The organism is Vibrio litoralis DSM 17657, from assembly GCF_000426765.1.
GTDB lineage: Bacteria > Pseudomonadota > Gammaproteobacteria > Enterobacterales > Vibrionaceae > Vibrio > Vibrio litoralis.
The window spans coordinates 407,917-421,502 of sequence record NZ_AUFZ01000016.1 but is presented as its reverse complement, the minus strand read 5'-3'; the positions used below and the strand labels follow the sequence as shown (position 1 = coordinate 421,502).

13 protein-coding genes are annotated in these 13,586 nt (G+C 40.8%); 4 read left to right on the top strand and 9 right to left on the bottom strand.

The features are described from left to right. Positions 1-36: 36 nt before the first annotated feature. The 6 genes from K358_RS0105115 to K358_RS0105085 form a co-directional block, all read right to left on the bottom strand. The gene (locus K358_RS0105115) at positions 37-1,452 is read right to left on the bottom strand and encodes a class II fumarate hydratase (protein WP_027695806.1); all 1,416 of its coding nucleotides are present in this window, start codon (positions 1,450-1,452) and stop codon (positions 37-39) included. A gap of 110 nt (positions 1,453-1,562) precedes the next feature. Further along, positions 1,563-1,982, bottom strand: a complete 420-nt coding sequence (locus K358_RS0105110; protein WP_027695805.1) for a GFA family protein — start codon at positions 1,980-1,982, stop codon at positions 1,563-1,565. Between the two features lie 271 nt (positions 1,983-2,253). Further along, the gene (locus K358_RS0105105) at positions 2,254-3,099 is read right to left on the bottom strand and encodes a sulfurtransferase (protein ID WP_027695804.1); all 846 of its coding nucleotides are present in this window, start codon (positions 3,097-3,099) and stop codon (positions 2,254-2,256) included. Positions 3,100-3,123: 24 nt separating this feature from the next. Beyond that, positions 3,124-3,408 (bottom strand): DUF1294 domain-containing protein, encoded by a 285-nt coding sequence (locus K358_RS18105; protein ID WP_038149717.1) that lies wholly within the window; start codon positions 3,406-3,408, stop codon positions 3,124-3,126. Between the two features lie 80 nt (positions 3,409-3,488). Then, entirely contained in the window at positions 3,489-4,478 is a 990-nt protein-coding gene (locus K358_RS0105095) for a 2-hydroxyacid dehydrogenase (protein ID WP_027695803.1), read from the bottom strand. Between the two features lie 162 nt (positions 4,479-4,640). Beyond that, entirely contained in the window at positions 4,641-5,846 is a 1,206-nt protein-coding gene (locus tag K358_RS0105085; protein ID WP_027695802.1) for a multidrug effflux MFS transporter, read from the bottom strand. Positions 5,847-5,955: 109 nt separating this feature from the next. Here K358_RS0105085 and K358_RS0105080 point away from each other — a divergent pair, with 109 nt between their 5' ends. After that, a complete protein-coding gene (locus K358_RS0105080) occupies positions 5,956-6,927 on the top strand; it encodes a LysR family transcriptional regulator (protein WP_027695801.1) in 972 nt (323 codons plus the stop codon). A 194-nt stretch (positions 6,928-7,121) separates the two neighbouring features. Here the strand turns inward: K358_RS0105080 and K358_RS0105075 are convergent, their stop codons facing one another. Further along, complete coding sequence (locus K358_RS0105075; protein WP_027695800.1) at positions 7,122-8,036, bottom strand: aldo/keto reductase; 915 nt, start codon at positions 8,034-8,036, stop codon at positions 7,122-7,124. 672 nt (positions 8,037-8,708) lie between these two features. Between K358_RS0105075 and K358_RS0105070 the strand changes: the two genes are divergently transcribed. Together K358_RS0105070 and K358_RS0105065 are read left to right on the top strand one after the other, a co-directional pair. Continuing rightward, on the top strand, positions 8,709-10,022 hold the full coding sequence (locus K358_RS0105070; RefSeq protein WP_027695799.1) for a TolC family outer membrane protein: 1,314 nt from the start codon (positions 8,709-8,711) through the stop codon (positions 10,020-10,022). A 9-nt stretch (positions 10,023-10,031) separates the two neighbouring features. Continuing rightward, positions 10,032-10,625: an OmpA family protein gene (locus K358_RS0105065; RefSeq protein WP_027695798.1), complete on the top strand. Its 594-nt coding sequence runs from the start codon at positions 10,032-10,034 to the stop codon at positions 10,623-10,625. 179 nt (positions 10,626-10,804) lie between these two features. On the opposite strand, the gene K358_RS0105060 is transcribed toward K358_RS0105065, so the two are convergent. Beyond that, a complete protein-coding gene (locus K358_RS0105060; protein ID WP_027695797.1) occupies positions 10,805-11,470 on the bottom strand; it encodes a hypothetical protein in 666 nt (221 codons plus the stop codon). A 404-nt stretch (positions 11,471-11,874) separates the two neighbouring features. On the opposite strand from K358_RS0105060, the gene K358_RS0105055 reads away from it, so the two are divergent. After that, on the top strand, positions 11,875-12,429 hold the full coding sequence (locus K358_RS0105055) for a YgjV family protein (protein ID WP_027695796.1): 555 nt from the start codon (positions 11,875-11,877) through the stop codon (positions 12,427-12,429). Between the two features lie 78 nt (positions 12,430-12,507). Here K358_RS0105055 and uxuA read toward each other — a convergent pair whose 3' ends face one another. Beyond that, positions 12,508-13,572 (bottom strand): mannonate dehydratase, encoded by a 1,065-nt coding sequence (uxuA, locus tag K358_RS0105050; protein WP_027695795.1) that lies wholly within the window; start codon positions 13,570-13,572, stop codon positions 12,508-12,510. Between the last annotated feature and the right edge of the window lie 14 nt (positions 13,573-13,586).

Below are 13,586 nucleotides of genomic sequence, written 5' to 3'. Positions count from 1 at the left end.
ACACGCGGCCTTTTTGAGCTTTATACCCAAATAACTTCAAGCAATCCCACCTCTAGTTAGCTTATAAGGATCTAGAATCTTTTTTAAATCTTCACGAGATAAATCGGTTTCTTGAGCTGCTACATCAATGATCGCACGCTTTTCTTTATACGCTTTCTTGGCAATTTTCGCGGCTTTTTCATAGCCAATAATAGGGTTTAACGCGGTGACTAAAATGGGGTTTTTAACGAGGGCCAAATCCAAATTATCTTCTCGCACAGCAAAATCTTTTATCGATTTATCTGCAAGACTGCGTGAACTATTAGCAAGTAGTTCAATGCTTTGTAGTAGGTTAAAAGCAATCACTGGCAACATCACGTTTAATTGAAAATTACCACTTTGCCCTGCAACCGTAATCGTTGTGTCATTCCCCATCACCTGGGCTGCTGCCATGGCTACGGCTTCAGGTATAACGGGATTCACTTTACCCGGCATAATCGATGAACCCGGTTGTAAAGCTGGCAATTCTATTTCACCTATTCCCGCGAGTGGCCCTGAATTCATCCAACGTAGATCATTAGATATTTTCATTAAGGCTACGGCATAAGCTTTTAATTCACCGGATACTGCTACGCTTGAGTCTTGGCTACTTAAATTGTAGAAATAGTTATCGCTTGGCTGAATGGACCTTCCCGTTATTGAGCTCAGATGCTGCGTAAATAATTGAGCAAACTCTTGAGGTGCATTAATGCCGGTACCGACTGCGGTTCCGCCCTGCGCCAATTGCTTTAAATCAGGCAAGAGTTGTTCAATGCGGCAGCGAGCTTTATCGATTTGCACCTTCCAACCAGATAACTCCTGCCCCATGGTTACTGGCATCGCATCCATTAAGTGAGTACGACCGGTTTTCACAATATGAGATAGTGCAGACGCTTTTGCCTCCAACACTTGACTTAAATGCTCCATGGCAGGAATCAATTCATCTTCAATCGCCATTAATGCACTAAGCTGAATCGCCGAAGGAATCACATCATTACTGCTTTGCGCCATATTGACATGATCGTTCGGCCCAACGCGCTGTGCTTGCCCCGTTGCTTCTTCAAGAATTTGATTTGATAAGGTCGCGATCACTTCATTAAGATTCATGTTGGTGCTGGTACCTGAACCTGTCTGAAAAACATCGATCGGAAATTGGTCAAGATACTCGCCATCAATAATAGCCTGACAACTCGCCTGAATCGCTTTAGACATCGTACTATCGAGTAGACCCAACTCTGCATTGGTTTTAGCGGCGGCTTGTTTAATCATGGCAACAGATTGAATAAAACAAGGTGGCATCGTCAAAGAACTGATTGAAAAATTATTGACGGCTCGTTGAGTTTGAGCCTGATATAAAGCATCTTTGGGGACTTTTACCTCTCCCATGCTGTCATGTTCGGTACGGTAAAAAGTATTGGAGGGAACAGGAGCCATAACATCATCCTTAAGTTGTGATGGAATGGCTTCAGTGTCGAACCTATTTGACCGTTATGCAAGTTATCATTGTGATAAGGGAAGATGATTCAACGCTCACCAGTTTTCGATTAACGTTGTTTTTCAAATTGCTGAACATCATCGGGGATCACAACCCAATCTTGCTTTTCGCTTGTCCATACATGCATCGCCGGCACAATCATTCGAGTATCATCTAGACTAGCCGCCGCCTTAAATTTAATCATATCTGGCGCAGCAGGGTTTAATTGATAAATACGATTGCCGCAGCCTGAACAGAAATGACCGATGTTTTCATTACCGCTGTCTGTAGTACGACTGGTTTGCTTTAGCTCACCTTGAATATCAATATTCTTTGCATCCACTACACAAGTGATACTAAACGCACTGGTGGATAATTTTTGGCATTCTTTACAATGACAAGCAATCACCATTTTAGGTGCCGTTTTCAAGGTGAAATTCACATTGCCACACTGACATTGGCCTTTTACTGGATAGCTAACATCCGTCATAACGGTTCCTTATTATATATACCCAAGTGACTTCAGGGTGCAGAATTCAGAGCTATCATCCAAACCTTTAGGCAAGGAAGATTGGCGAAGGAATGTAGGCACCTTTCAAACTAATCTGACGCAGCATAAAGGTTTGAATGAAGCTCCCGAAGGGCAAGTTAAAACAAGCTTTATGCTACATTAAATTGAACAGAGATAGAATGACTATGATCATATTCAATTTGCCTTGCCTAAAGCTTGTTTTATTCTTGCTGAAACTCGCACCTTGAAGTTACTTGGGTATATCAACCGGTAAATCATGGTTTGCGCCCCATTCAGCCCAAGAGCCATCGTATACGGCTAGGTTTGTATAGCCACAAAGATAAGCCGCCATCAGGACAATACACGCCGTTAAGCCTGAACCACATGAAAATACTTGCTGTTTTGAAGCATCTAAATGCTGTGCAAGTAGTGTTTCCAGCGCCTCGAGTTTCTTGAATTGATGCCCTTCAAGTAGCGAACTAAAAGGTAGGTTAATTGAAGATGGAATATGTCCAGATCGCATCCCTTCACGAGGCTCTGCGACTTTACCTAAAAATCGCTCTTGCGAACGCACATCAATAATTTGAATATCATCGTTTGAAATCGCCGCTAACACATCATCCGCATTAAACACTTTCTGCGCTTGATAGTTTGCATTCACATTACCCATCGTTCTATCTATATCAGTATAAGAATCTGCTAATGGATAGCCCAATGATTGCCATAATGACAGTCCACCGTCTAAGACATAAACGTGCTCAAAGCCCATGGTTTTAAATATCCACCAAGCGCGAGGAGCGGAATAGAAACCTCGAGCATCATAGAGCACCACCACACTATCTTGATTAATGCCTAGCTGACGAGCTTGTTCGGTAAACAATTCAGGGCTTGGCATGGTATTTGGAAGTGGATTGGTTAAATCAAGGAAAACATTTTCGATATCAAAAAGCTGAGAGTTAGGTAAATACTGACGAGGCAATTCTAAGGCTTCACCGACCACAGCATGTTGAGTAGTCGTATCAAGAACAACGACATTATCGTCAGAAAAGTGGTCAAAGAGCCAAGTCGCAGAAACTAAAGGATAATCAGAGTTCATGGCGGTAATCCTTGTTGATTCACATTACATATAAAAATCAGGGTTTTGGATCAAAACTGTACCAATACAATTAAGGACAACTAATAACCAAAATACAAACTGAAAACGAAACTTACTGGTTTTATGGCGAAAGAGACGCTGAGCTAACAACGCGCCCGGCCATCCACCTAAAAAAGCAAGTATGTGTAACGTTTTTTCTGGGGTGCGCCAATTGCCTTTGATTGACGCTCGTTTGTCTTTCCAATAGACAATAAAAGTGACAAAACTCAGGATTAAGCAGTAAATTAATCCAGCTTGCAGGGTAATCATTAAAACGTGCTCTTTTAAGGGGGGGTAAAATTGATATACGAATAATACTCCACCCCATGACTAACTACTATAGTTTGACTTTAGATCACTTCATTACCAGAAGACTTACCCTGCGAGAACAGCTTAATGTTACTTAATGTCGTATCAGCAATATTGGCTAATGCTTCATTCGTTAGAAATGCCTGATGTCCGGTGAATAAAACATTATGACAAGCGGATAAACGACGGAAAATATCATCGGTAATGATGTCATTGGATTTATCTTGGAAGAACAATTCTTTCTCATTGTCATATACATCAAGTCCCAATGCGCCAATTTTTCCGGCTTTTAGCGCTTCAATGGCATCTTGTGAATCCAGTAGACCACCTCGACTGGTATTGATAATCATCACTTTATCTTTCATTTTACTAAATGATTCAGCATTTAAGAGCCGGCGATTTTCTGATGTTAAAGGACAATGCAGTGTGATCACATCCGATTGCTGATAAATATCTTCAAGCGAAGAGTAAGTTGCGCCAATCTCATTTGCGGCATCACTAGGGTATGGGTCGTAGCATAAAACATTCATACCTAGTCCTTTTAAAATACGCATAGTCGCTAGGCCAATTTTACCAGTACCAATCACGCCTGCGGTTTTACCATAAAAGTTAAATCCAGTTAGACCTTCTAAAGAAAAGTTAGCATCACGGGTACGCTGATAAGCTTTATGAAAACGACGATTTAAGCACATCATCATGCCTACTGCATGTTCCGCAATGGCCTCTGGTGAATACGCTGGCACTCTTACAACTTGTAATCCCAACTCTTTTGCAGCGTCTAAATCAACACGGTCAAATCCGGCACACCGCATTGCGATCAGCTTTGTTCCTTGGCCGGCGAGCTTTTCGAGTACAGGACGACTTAAATCATCATTAACAAAGGCACACACCACTTGAGAATCTTCAGCAACTGACGCGGTTTTTAAATCCAGTTGAAAATTATAAAAATGACATTCATGACCATGGTTTTCATTCGCCTGACAAAATGATGCTTCATCATACGATTTTGTGCTAAACATTGAGATTTTCATCCGATACCTCTGATTTAAAAGTTTATCAATCTGAGCTTAATACTACGCCTCTGAAGCCCATATACACAAATGATTGAAAGCGAAACATATAAAATTTATATAATAAAAAAACCAGCACTAGGCTGGCTTTCATTAATTACTCATAAAGAGAAGCATGACACATCAATCGTGAGCCAGTCGTTCGACATGCCATGCATTCATTCTTTTCATCGACATTACCGTCAACAATATAATCGCCCCACCGGCCATCACACATATCACCGCATAAGGGGCGGTTAAAGAGGTTTGTTGAATCAAGCCCGCCAATAATGACGCACCGCTCATTTGAATAAAACCAAGCATTGCCGCCGCGGTTCCAGCTCGTTCACCAAAGCCAGATAGCGCCATACTGGTTGCAGGACCAAGCAACAAGGCAAAACCAATACATAGCAATGCCATTGGTAGCATAAAGCCTGCGGCAGCCGCCAATGGTAAAACAAGCTCCCATTGCTGAACCGCAAATTGTAAGGCAGCCGAAGCGATAAATAGTGATAGCGCAAAGATAACGGTTGAGCGATTACCGAGTTTTTTGATCACCCAAGGCGCAACAAAGCAAGCAGCAATGTTAATCAGAGCATTGACACCAAATAAACCACTAAACGCTAATTCCGACATACCTAAATGCCCAATCAGCCACACAGGTGAGTAAGACACATAAGTTAAAATCGCGCCCATTCCTGTCATGCAGCAAATTGCATAAAAAAGAAAATGACGATCCATCAGCACAGGCTTATAGCGAGCCCAACGGTATAACGCACCATCGCTTACCGTATGGGATGGACGAGTTTCAGGGAAGCGGAACGTCACCATACATAAAATCAACATGGAATAGCAGGTCATAAATACAAACGTTGAACGCCAGCCAAAGTGCAGTGCTAATACTCCACCTAAGGTCGGTGCTAATGCTGGGATCACGCAAATTGCGCCATTAAGGTAGCTATAAATTTTAGCCCCATCTTTTACGCTGTAACAATCTCGAACCGCACTGAATACTACAATTGATGTCGAACAAGCCGCTAACCCTTGTAGCACTCGGGCAATTTGCAACAACTCAAACTCTTGTGCCACAGCCGCCAGAACGCTACTCAAGCCATATAAAATAACACCAAACAGTGCAACTGGTCGGCGCCCAAAACGGTCAGCAAGCGGGCCAATCACAACCTGGCCTAACCCCATTGCGAACAAAAATAGAATTAAAGTGGATTGAACTTCACTATTGGAAACAGAAAATTCCGCCGCCATCGTCGGGAGAGACGGTAAGTAAATATCGATAGCTAATGGGCTAAGCAGCACCATCGCCATTAACATAGGTAATAAGTTGCGTTGCATCGAATTCTCGTAAAAGTTGGCACATCAGATAAGGCCGCTAGTGTAGCGCTTAGATGTTATGAATAGAAATGGTATAATAGCTAAAGATAATTTCCCTAAAGGAATAACAGTGAATTTAGATAAACTAGCCAGAATCGATCTTAACTTACTTGTGATTTTACAAGTTCTGATTGAAGAACAAAGTGTTACTCGTGCCGCCAGCCGTTTAAATTTAAGTCAATCGGCATTAAGCAAAAGTTTAAACCGTCTACGCGATACGCTAGAAGATCCCCTCTTTCAGCGTACTTCTCATGGTTTAAAACCGACTGCTCATGCCCTCGCATTAGCCAAAATTTTACCTAGCGTACTTCAAGACTTATACCAAATCACTCAACCCCCCACGTTTACCCCTGAGACAAGTCACCGCAAGTTTAGTTTTTCTATGGTCGAAAGTGCCTACGAAACTTTAATTCCCTCTTTTATTGGCTCATTACTCAATCAAGCACCTGATATTCAACTTGATTCTTATCTATGGACTGGCCAATCATTTAACGACTTACAACACGGACAAATCGATTTTGGGATTGCTGGGCGTGATTTGCATCCTCAATCTGAGTTTAATGTTGGCAAGCTACCCGAAGGCATTGAGCACCAAACCTTATTTAAAGATAAACAAGTTTGCTTGGTGCGAAATGATCATCCTGTATTAAAAACAATTGAAGAAACTGAATGGACATTAGAGCATTATTTAGCGTTATCACATGTGCAGGTTCGCTGTGAAGGTAAAGAATGGTGGGCGTTAGATTACTACCTCGCAGAGTTAGGTCATCATCGTAAAATTAAAACTACTGTGCCGGATTTTTATGGCGCAGCGAGCGTGAGTGCCCATAGTGATTTAATTTTCACCCTGCCTTCGAGTTTTGCTAGCCACGCGCTAAAGCTTTATCCGCTTACTCAATTACCGCTACCATTTGAGTTTATGCCAATGGCTTATGTGTTGCTGTGGCATGAAAGAAACAATCAAGACCAAGGCCATCAATGGATACGTGAGACTATATGCCAATCCATTCAACAGGCTGGATTGCCGTACCAATCTAGTTAATTGCCATAAACAGCGAGTTGCCAAACAACGGAATAAGGAGCTCAAGTGAGCTCCTTATTAACTAAATACAAAGTAATTGAAGTTGCAGTGAGGCGACAAGTGAATGAGGCCCCATGAACATAGCTTGCCTATGCGATTGGGGTGAATGAACACCTCAACAAAGCTGCAAATTCAAGTACGCCGTGTATATAGGTTTATGGTACACCGTGGCCTTTCGATGCAATCCAAACTCGGAACCACTGCTCACGAGTCAGTTCAATATTCAGAGAATCAATCGCCGCTTGAACGCGTTCTATCTTACCAGAACCAATAATTGGTAAAGGCTTAGATGGTAAACGGCAAACCCATGCATAGATCACTTGGTCAATACTTTGTGCGCCAACTTCTTCACGAATCGCTTCCAGTTCATCACGAACACGAATATGCTGCTCTTTTAAGCCATTGAAGATATCACCACCCGCAAGACAAGACCAAGCCATTGGCTTAACACGTAATTGCTGAAGCAAATCTAGGGTACCATCATCAACTACATCAAAGTGTAATGGGTTAATTTCAACCTGGTTAGTCACCAATGGCGCATCTAAACGAGATTGCAGCAACTCAAATTGACGAGGTGTAAAGTTAGACACACCAAAGTGTTTAACTTTACCGGCTTGTTTTAACTCAGAAAACGTCTCAGCTACTTCATCCGCATCCATTAAAGCATCCGGGCGATGAATCAATAGCACATCAATATCTTCAACTTGTAAGCGCGCTAGTGAGTTATTAACTGATTCAACAATGTGATTCTTACTGGTGTTGTAATGATTCACTTTCCAATCAGGGTTTTTATCGCCACACAGTTTGATATCGCACTTAGTGACGATCTCAATTTGTTCGCGCATGCTTTTATCTAGTGCTAATCCTTCACCAAATAATTGCTCACACTCGTAATAACCATAAATATCCGCATGATCAACCGTCGTCACACCGAGTTCAACGTGCTTCTTTAAAAACGTTAAACGTTCTTGTGGTGTCATACCCCAATCACCCAAGCGCCAATAACCTTGCACTAACTCTGAAAATTCAGGCCCTTGAGGTGCAATTTTTTGTTTGTTTACTGCAACCATTTGATTGACTCTCTGTTTTTTTAACCTCAGATGAAGTTATTTAGAATGCGGTGAAAGCCTATGAGTACTCTCGATTTTTATCAATCCTAGGGCGTTTTTCATCTAGGTACAATGCCTAATTTAAAAAGCTAAAATCACGATAATGCATATTGAACTATCTTTGATAGTAATAACATTTTTCGATAGTCATTGAATCATTTGTAAATGAAGCCACTGAACCCGCTCTGTAGAGCGTTTAATTGTTACCAAATCATTGCCGATGCTCCTAGGGCCTGTTGAACTTTGGTGGTTAAATTTCGTTCGAGATAAAAGCGTTTTAGCCGAACCCTTTGGGCGGCATTTGTTGTTTTTTTCTACTGCGTTATCGGCTTCTCGTGTAGGCTAGCTACACCACGAATCCTCTACCTTGTAGAAAAAACTGACAATTCAAACAAGACTTATTTAACAGTTTAACTATTTAACAACTAATTTATTCGCATGACTTCGTCTAAACTGATAGGATTTAAGCAAAATCATGCGTTTAAATTGTATATTTAACACCGCCCATTAGTTAAGAAATATATAATTAGTTGTAAACACCTTGTAAGATCGTGTAAATCTAAATTTTGTCCGTTTTCGGCTTTACGTAACCCTTTCCTTAGCGCTTAATTGTTTAGCATTAAGAGGATGATGATGATAAAAAACCCAAATATACATAAGCTAGCCGTTTTCCTTGGTTGCCAATTAATCGCACTACCAACCTATGCGCAATCTCTTGAGCAAGCAATTGCTACTGCATTAGCAACTAACCCTAATATTCAATCAACTTATAATGAATTTATCAGCCAAAAAGAAACCAGCCGCTCATCTACAGGTAAATACTTACCTTCGGTTGATCTTGAAGCGGGTGTGGGTTATGAGGATTATGACAACAGTGCAGGTTCGCAAGGCGAATATAATCCTAGATACGCACAAATTAGTATTCGCCAGCTAATCTGGGATGGCTCAAGCACTTATAATGATATCCAAAGAACCAAAGCGGAAGCGGAATCAGAGCGCTACCAACTGTTAGCTGATGCCCAAGATATGGCATTATCGACTGTCGAAGCTTATATTGATGTCATTCAAGCTCAAGAAGTGGTGACTCTATCTCAAGCTAGCCATGATGTGCACATGCGTATTTATCGAGATATCAAAAAACGTACGGATTCAGGTTTAAGCTCAACGGCCGATCTCATTCAGGTTGAGGGCCGCGTCGCACAAGCCAATACCAACCTACTCTCAGCTCAAAGTAACCTAAACGATAAAATTACTGCATTTGTAAAGGTGGTTGGCTCTTACCCTCAAGATCTAAGAAAGCCTAAAATCGATGATACTTATGTGGCAAAGTCATTAAATGATGCGCTTGAGAAAGCAAAAGCCAACAACCCAACCATGTATTTGGCTTACCATGATGTACAAGCTGCTCAGTATCAATACGAACAAACCAAAGGTACTATGCTACCAACGTTTACTGTTGAAGGTTCGCAAAAGTATGGTGATGAACTTGATGCATCAGACGGCGATACTGACGAATTAAAAGTTATGCTTAAAATGAACTACAACCTATACAGCGGTGGTAGTGATGCTGCCAAAAGCCGTTCAGCTGCCAGCCAAATAAGCAAAGCAAAAAATATCCGTGACAATGCCTACCGTCTATTAGAAGAAAGTACTCGTTTATCTTGGAGTGCCAAAGAGCTTGCGGTGTCGCAAGAAAAATTCCTTCAACGACACGTTGACTCTGCGGCCAAAACTATCATTGCTTATGAGAAACAGTACAAAATTGGTAAACGTACCTTATTGGATCTACTGAACACCGAAAATGAATTATTTGAATCTCGTAAGGCTTATTTAGCTGCGCATTATTCTGGCATTGTTGCTGATTATCGCTTATTGAACTCTACTGGTCTTCTGTTGAATGAATTACGCGTTGCCATTCCTGATGAATGGGCTCGTTCGTCTAAATAAGGAAATACTATGAAAGCATTAACTCTTTCTTTATTAGCTTTATTGCTGGGTGCATGTTCGAACCTAGAATCTGAACCACCACCTATCGCCTACCATTCGAAAGATTTAAGCGATTCTGATAATGATGGTGTCATTAACGCACGTGACTTATGCGCCAATACCCGCCACAATGCCGTGATTGATAATGATGGTTGCCCTACGGTTATCCATTCAGAAGAAGAAAATAAACTGCACATTTTATTTGCCAATGATTCCACAGTGATTCCAGCGGCTTATGATAAACACATTGAGAATATGAGCCACTTCTTGGACAAATATCCACAAACTCATATTGTGTTAAACGGTTATGCTAGCCCAGTAGGACCAGCAGAACACAACAAGTACCTTTCTATTCAACGTTCAGCTAATGTTTATAAAGCGCTAGTTGCGGCAGGTATTAACCCAAAACGAATTGAAACGGTTGGTTACGGTGATAGTGACCCAGTGAACGCTACCTCGAGAGACGAAACCATGACATTAAGCCGTCGTGTTACCGCTTCTGTAGTCGGGATGGATAACAGTGTAGTAGAAAGTTGGACTATCTATGATCAACGAAAAGATTAAAACTCATTTAACCCAATCTTTTCGTTTACTGGTTTTGTTTTTATTCTATATGCAAGTAGTTTCAATATACGAAGTTTCAAAAGAGTCTTTATAGCTAATGGATAAAATAAAATCCCCTGATAGAAATATCAGGGGATTGTTAAGTCTAGATTATACCCAATACTCAGAATTCAGTGCTATTAATCATCAACCTCTAGCACAACATCATCAATAAACACTTCTGTTTGAGAGGCCACGTCGCCATTAACGTCGATATTTTCAGTACTGCTTAGATGAGTCAAAGCATAGACTTCCAAAGTTGTATTACTACCTGAATTAAAGGCTAATTCCACTTTACGGAAACCATGCGTATCATCACCATCGAAATCGATATCATCATTGGTGAATGTCTTCGTTCTTACGCTGTTACCCGTAAGAGAACCGACCCCCATATCTTTAACACCCAATTCAAGTAAATTTGGCGACTCATCGCCTTTCTCATCACGGTAGTAAACCGTCAAAAGGTAGTCGGTATCTGGTTCAATATTTGGAATAATTTGGCTTACACCAAGTCCTTCTTGTAGCGTTGAGCTTTCATTGATTGAAGGGTAAAACAAACGTAGAGAGCCAGGGTCACCAGAAGCAGTAATATTCGTTGCTTCAACAGCGCCTAACCCAAGGTCTGGTGTAGCATGAACTAACCAAGCACCACTGCTATTACCATTTAAAGCAAACCGAGTAAAAGCACCGTCAGCCACTTTGCCCATAGCCGGTACCGGCGTAGTATTCACTGGCGCTTTATCCGAATTCGAAGCACAACCGGCAAGCCCCCCAGCAATGGCTAACGCTAAATAAATTTTTCTCATATTATATTCCCTTTCACACGCGATGAAATTGTTAACAAACCAGTCGTTTAAGCCAAATTATAGTTAACTAAAATACATTGGTCATGATTATTGTTATCTTAACGAAATTCGCTGTAAATATCTTCCATTACTAGGGATTTATTACACTTTAAAATAAAGACTATGAGCTAAAATATACCCGTCAATATCCCTTAGCGAACAACCTCACCAATATACTATTGGTTTACCTGCATTCTTTGGGGTGAATCACCATTTAATGAAATAGTATTTCATTTTATTTCAAATCACGCGTTACCATGTTAATCTAATTGGTATAATAACTTTTTCACATCACACATACTATCATTCGGCTTTAGACTCCAACTCCTAATGCCATTTTTGCTTTCTTCGTTTAAGGCTATTACATGGAATTTTTAATTAATCTTTCTTTTGCTCAATGGCTTGGCTTTCTCAGCTTCGCTTTAGGGATTTCTACGTTTTATCAAAAGGATGACCGTAAGCTTAAAATTTTAATGGTGATATTCCAGCTGAATAACGTTTTACACTTCTACCTTCTCGGGTCAAATATTTCAGCAATCAGTACACTTTTATCTTTCTTACGAACAGCAACAGCCATTAAAACCTCAAACAAAGTTGTGGCCGCCTTTTTTGTGATCGTTAGTATTGCGCTTGGTTTATGGATAGCTGAAGGGCCACTTGATTTACTGCCCATTGCGGGCTCTGTCTTAGGCACCATTGCGGTATTTCTCTTAAAGGGAATTCAAATGCGAATTGCCTTTATCATCGGTGCGGTATGCTGGCTGGCCAATAATATTATTGTCGGCTCGATCGGAGGCTCGCTATTAGAAGCAACACTATTAACGGTAAACTTATTTACTATCATGCGTTTATATCGCAATAAGAAAAAGTTGGAGTCTAGCGAAGCAGTAGAATCTCCTCTGTTAGATGAAAAGAAATAGTCCCAACAAACAATAAAGGCGAAGTACTGTAAACCTCAGTACTTCGCCTCTTCATCGCTCACTTCAATCGAAGATCATTTACGACTTATGGTTTAACGTATCCCACAAACCGTTTATGTACATAATGCCAAGTGCACGATCATATAGACCGTACCCTGGTCTCGCCCACTTCTCTTCGCCCCAAATATGACGTCCATGATCAGGTCGAACATAACCTTGGTAATCATATTTATGCAGCGTTTTTACTACTTCGACAATATCAACCGAACCATCGCACGCGCGGTGTGAACTTTCGATGAAATCCCCATTTTCAAAACGCTTTACGTTACGAATATGCATAAAGTGTATACGGTCATGGTAGCTTTCAATAATTGCAGGAATATCATTATCAATCGAGCCTAATGAGCCGGTACATACTGTTAAACCATTATGAGGTCTATCGACCAGTTTTAAGAAGCGCCCGATATTTTCCTTATTAATGATGATGCGTGGTAACCCAAAAATAGGGAAAGCGGGATCGTCAGGATGAATCGCCATTTTGATATTACATTCTTCAGCAACAGGAATAATTTGTTCTAAGAAGTATTGAAGGTTTTTCCATAGATCTTCCGCAGTAAAACCCTCGTATTGTTTAAAGGTGTTCTTTAGGTTAGCTAAACGCTCAGGTTCCCAGCCGGGCATGGTCACATCAGTGTTTTTAGAAATCGTCTCAATTAGCTCAATAGGATCAATTTCATTAATCTTACTTTTTTCAAAAAACAAAGCATTCGAACCATCTGGCATTTTTTTATATAGATTAGTGCGAGTCCAATCAAATACCGGCATAAAGTTATAACAAACGACTTTGACACCAAATTTAGCCAGCACTCGTAGCGTTTGCTTGTAGTTTTCAATGTATTGATCTCGAGTATCAAGACCCAGTTTAATATCTTCATGTACATTAACGCTTTCTACTACGTCAATATGAAAGCCATATTCTTGCGCTTGTTTTTCGACTTCCGCCACGCGCTCTGGTGACCAAAGTGCGCCTGCCGGCATGTCGTGCAATGACCAAACCACGCCTTCAACACCCGGAATTTGTTTAATTTGGTCTAAGGTGATTTTATCATTTCCTTCACCATACCAACGAAATGTCATTTTCATAATACTTACCCTTG

What these genes read in the sequence shown, in the direction of transcription:
- K358_RS0105065 (WP_027695798.1), top strand. Translation starts at nt 10,032, where the DNA reads ATGAAAGCATTAACTCTTTCTTTATTAGCTTTATTGCTGGGTGCATGT.
- K358_RS0105095 (WP_027695803.1), bottom strand. Translation starts at nt 4,478, where the DNA reads ATGAAAATCTCAATGTTTAGCACAAAATCGTATGATGAAGCATCATTT.
- K358_RS0105055 (WP_027695796.1), top strand. Translation starts at nt 11,875, where the DNA reads ATGGAATTTTTAATTAATCTTTCTTTTGCTCAATGGCTTGGCTTTCTC.
- K358_RS0105075 (WP_027695800.1), bottom strand. Translation starts at nt 8,036, where the DNA reads ATGGTTGCAGTAAACAAACAAAAAATTGCACCTCAAGGGCCTGAATTT.
- K358_RS0105110 (WP_027695805.1), bottom strand. Translation starts at nt 1,982, where the DNA reads ATGACGGATGTTAGCTATCCAGTAAAAGGCCAATGTCAGTGTGGCAAT.
- K358_RS0105070 (WP_027695799.1), top strand. Translation starts at nt 8,709, where the DNA reads ATGATAAAAAACCCAAATATACATAAGCTAGCCGTTTTCCTTGGTTGC.
- K358_RS0105105 (WP_027695804.1), bottom strand. Translation starts at nt 3,099, where the DNA reads ATGAACTCTGATTATCCTTTAGTTTCTGCGACTTGGCTCTTTGACCAC.
- K358_RS0105060 (WP_027695797.1), bottom strand. Translation starts at nt 11,470, where the DNA reads ATGAGAAAAATTTATTTAGCGTTAGCCATTGCTGGGGGGCTTGCCGGT.
- uxuA (WP_027695795.1), bottom strand. Translation starts at nt 13,572, where the DNA reads ATGAAAATGACATTTCGTTGGTATGGTGAAGGAAATGATAAAATCACC.
- K358_RS18105 (WP_038149717.1), bottom strand. Translation starts at nt 3,408, where the DNA reads ATGATTACCCTGCAAGCTGGATTAATTTACTGCTTAATCCTGAGTTTT.
- K358_RS0105085 (WP_027695802.1), bottom strand. Translation starts at nt 5,846, where the DNA reads ATGCAACGCAACTTATTACCTATGTTAATGGCGATGGTGCTGCTTAGC.
- K358_RS0105115 (WP_027695806.1), bottom strand. Translation starts at nt 1,452, where the DNA reads ATGGCTCCTGTTCCCTCCAATACTTTTTACCGTACCGAACATGACAGC.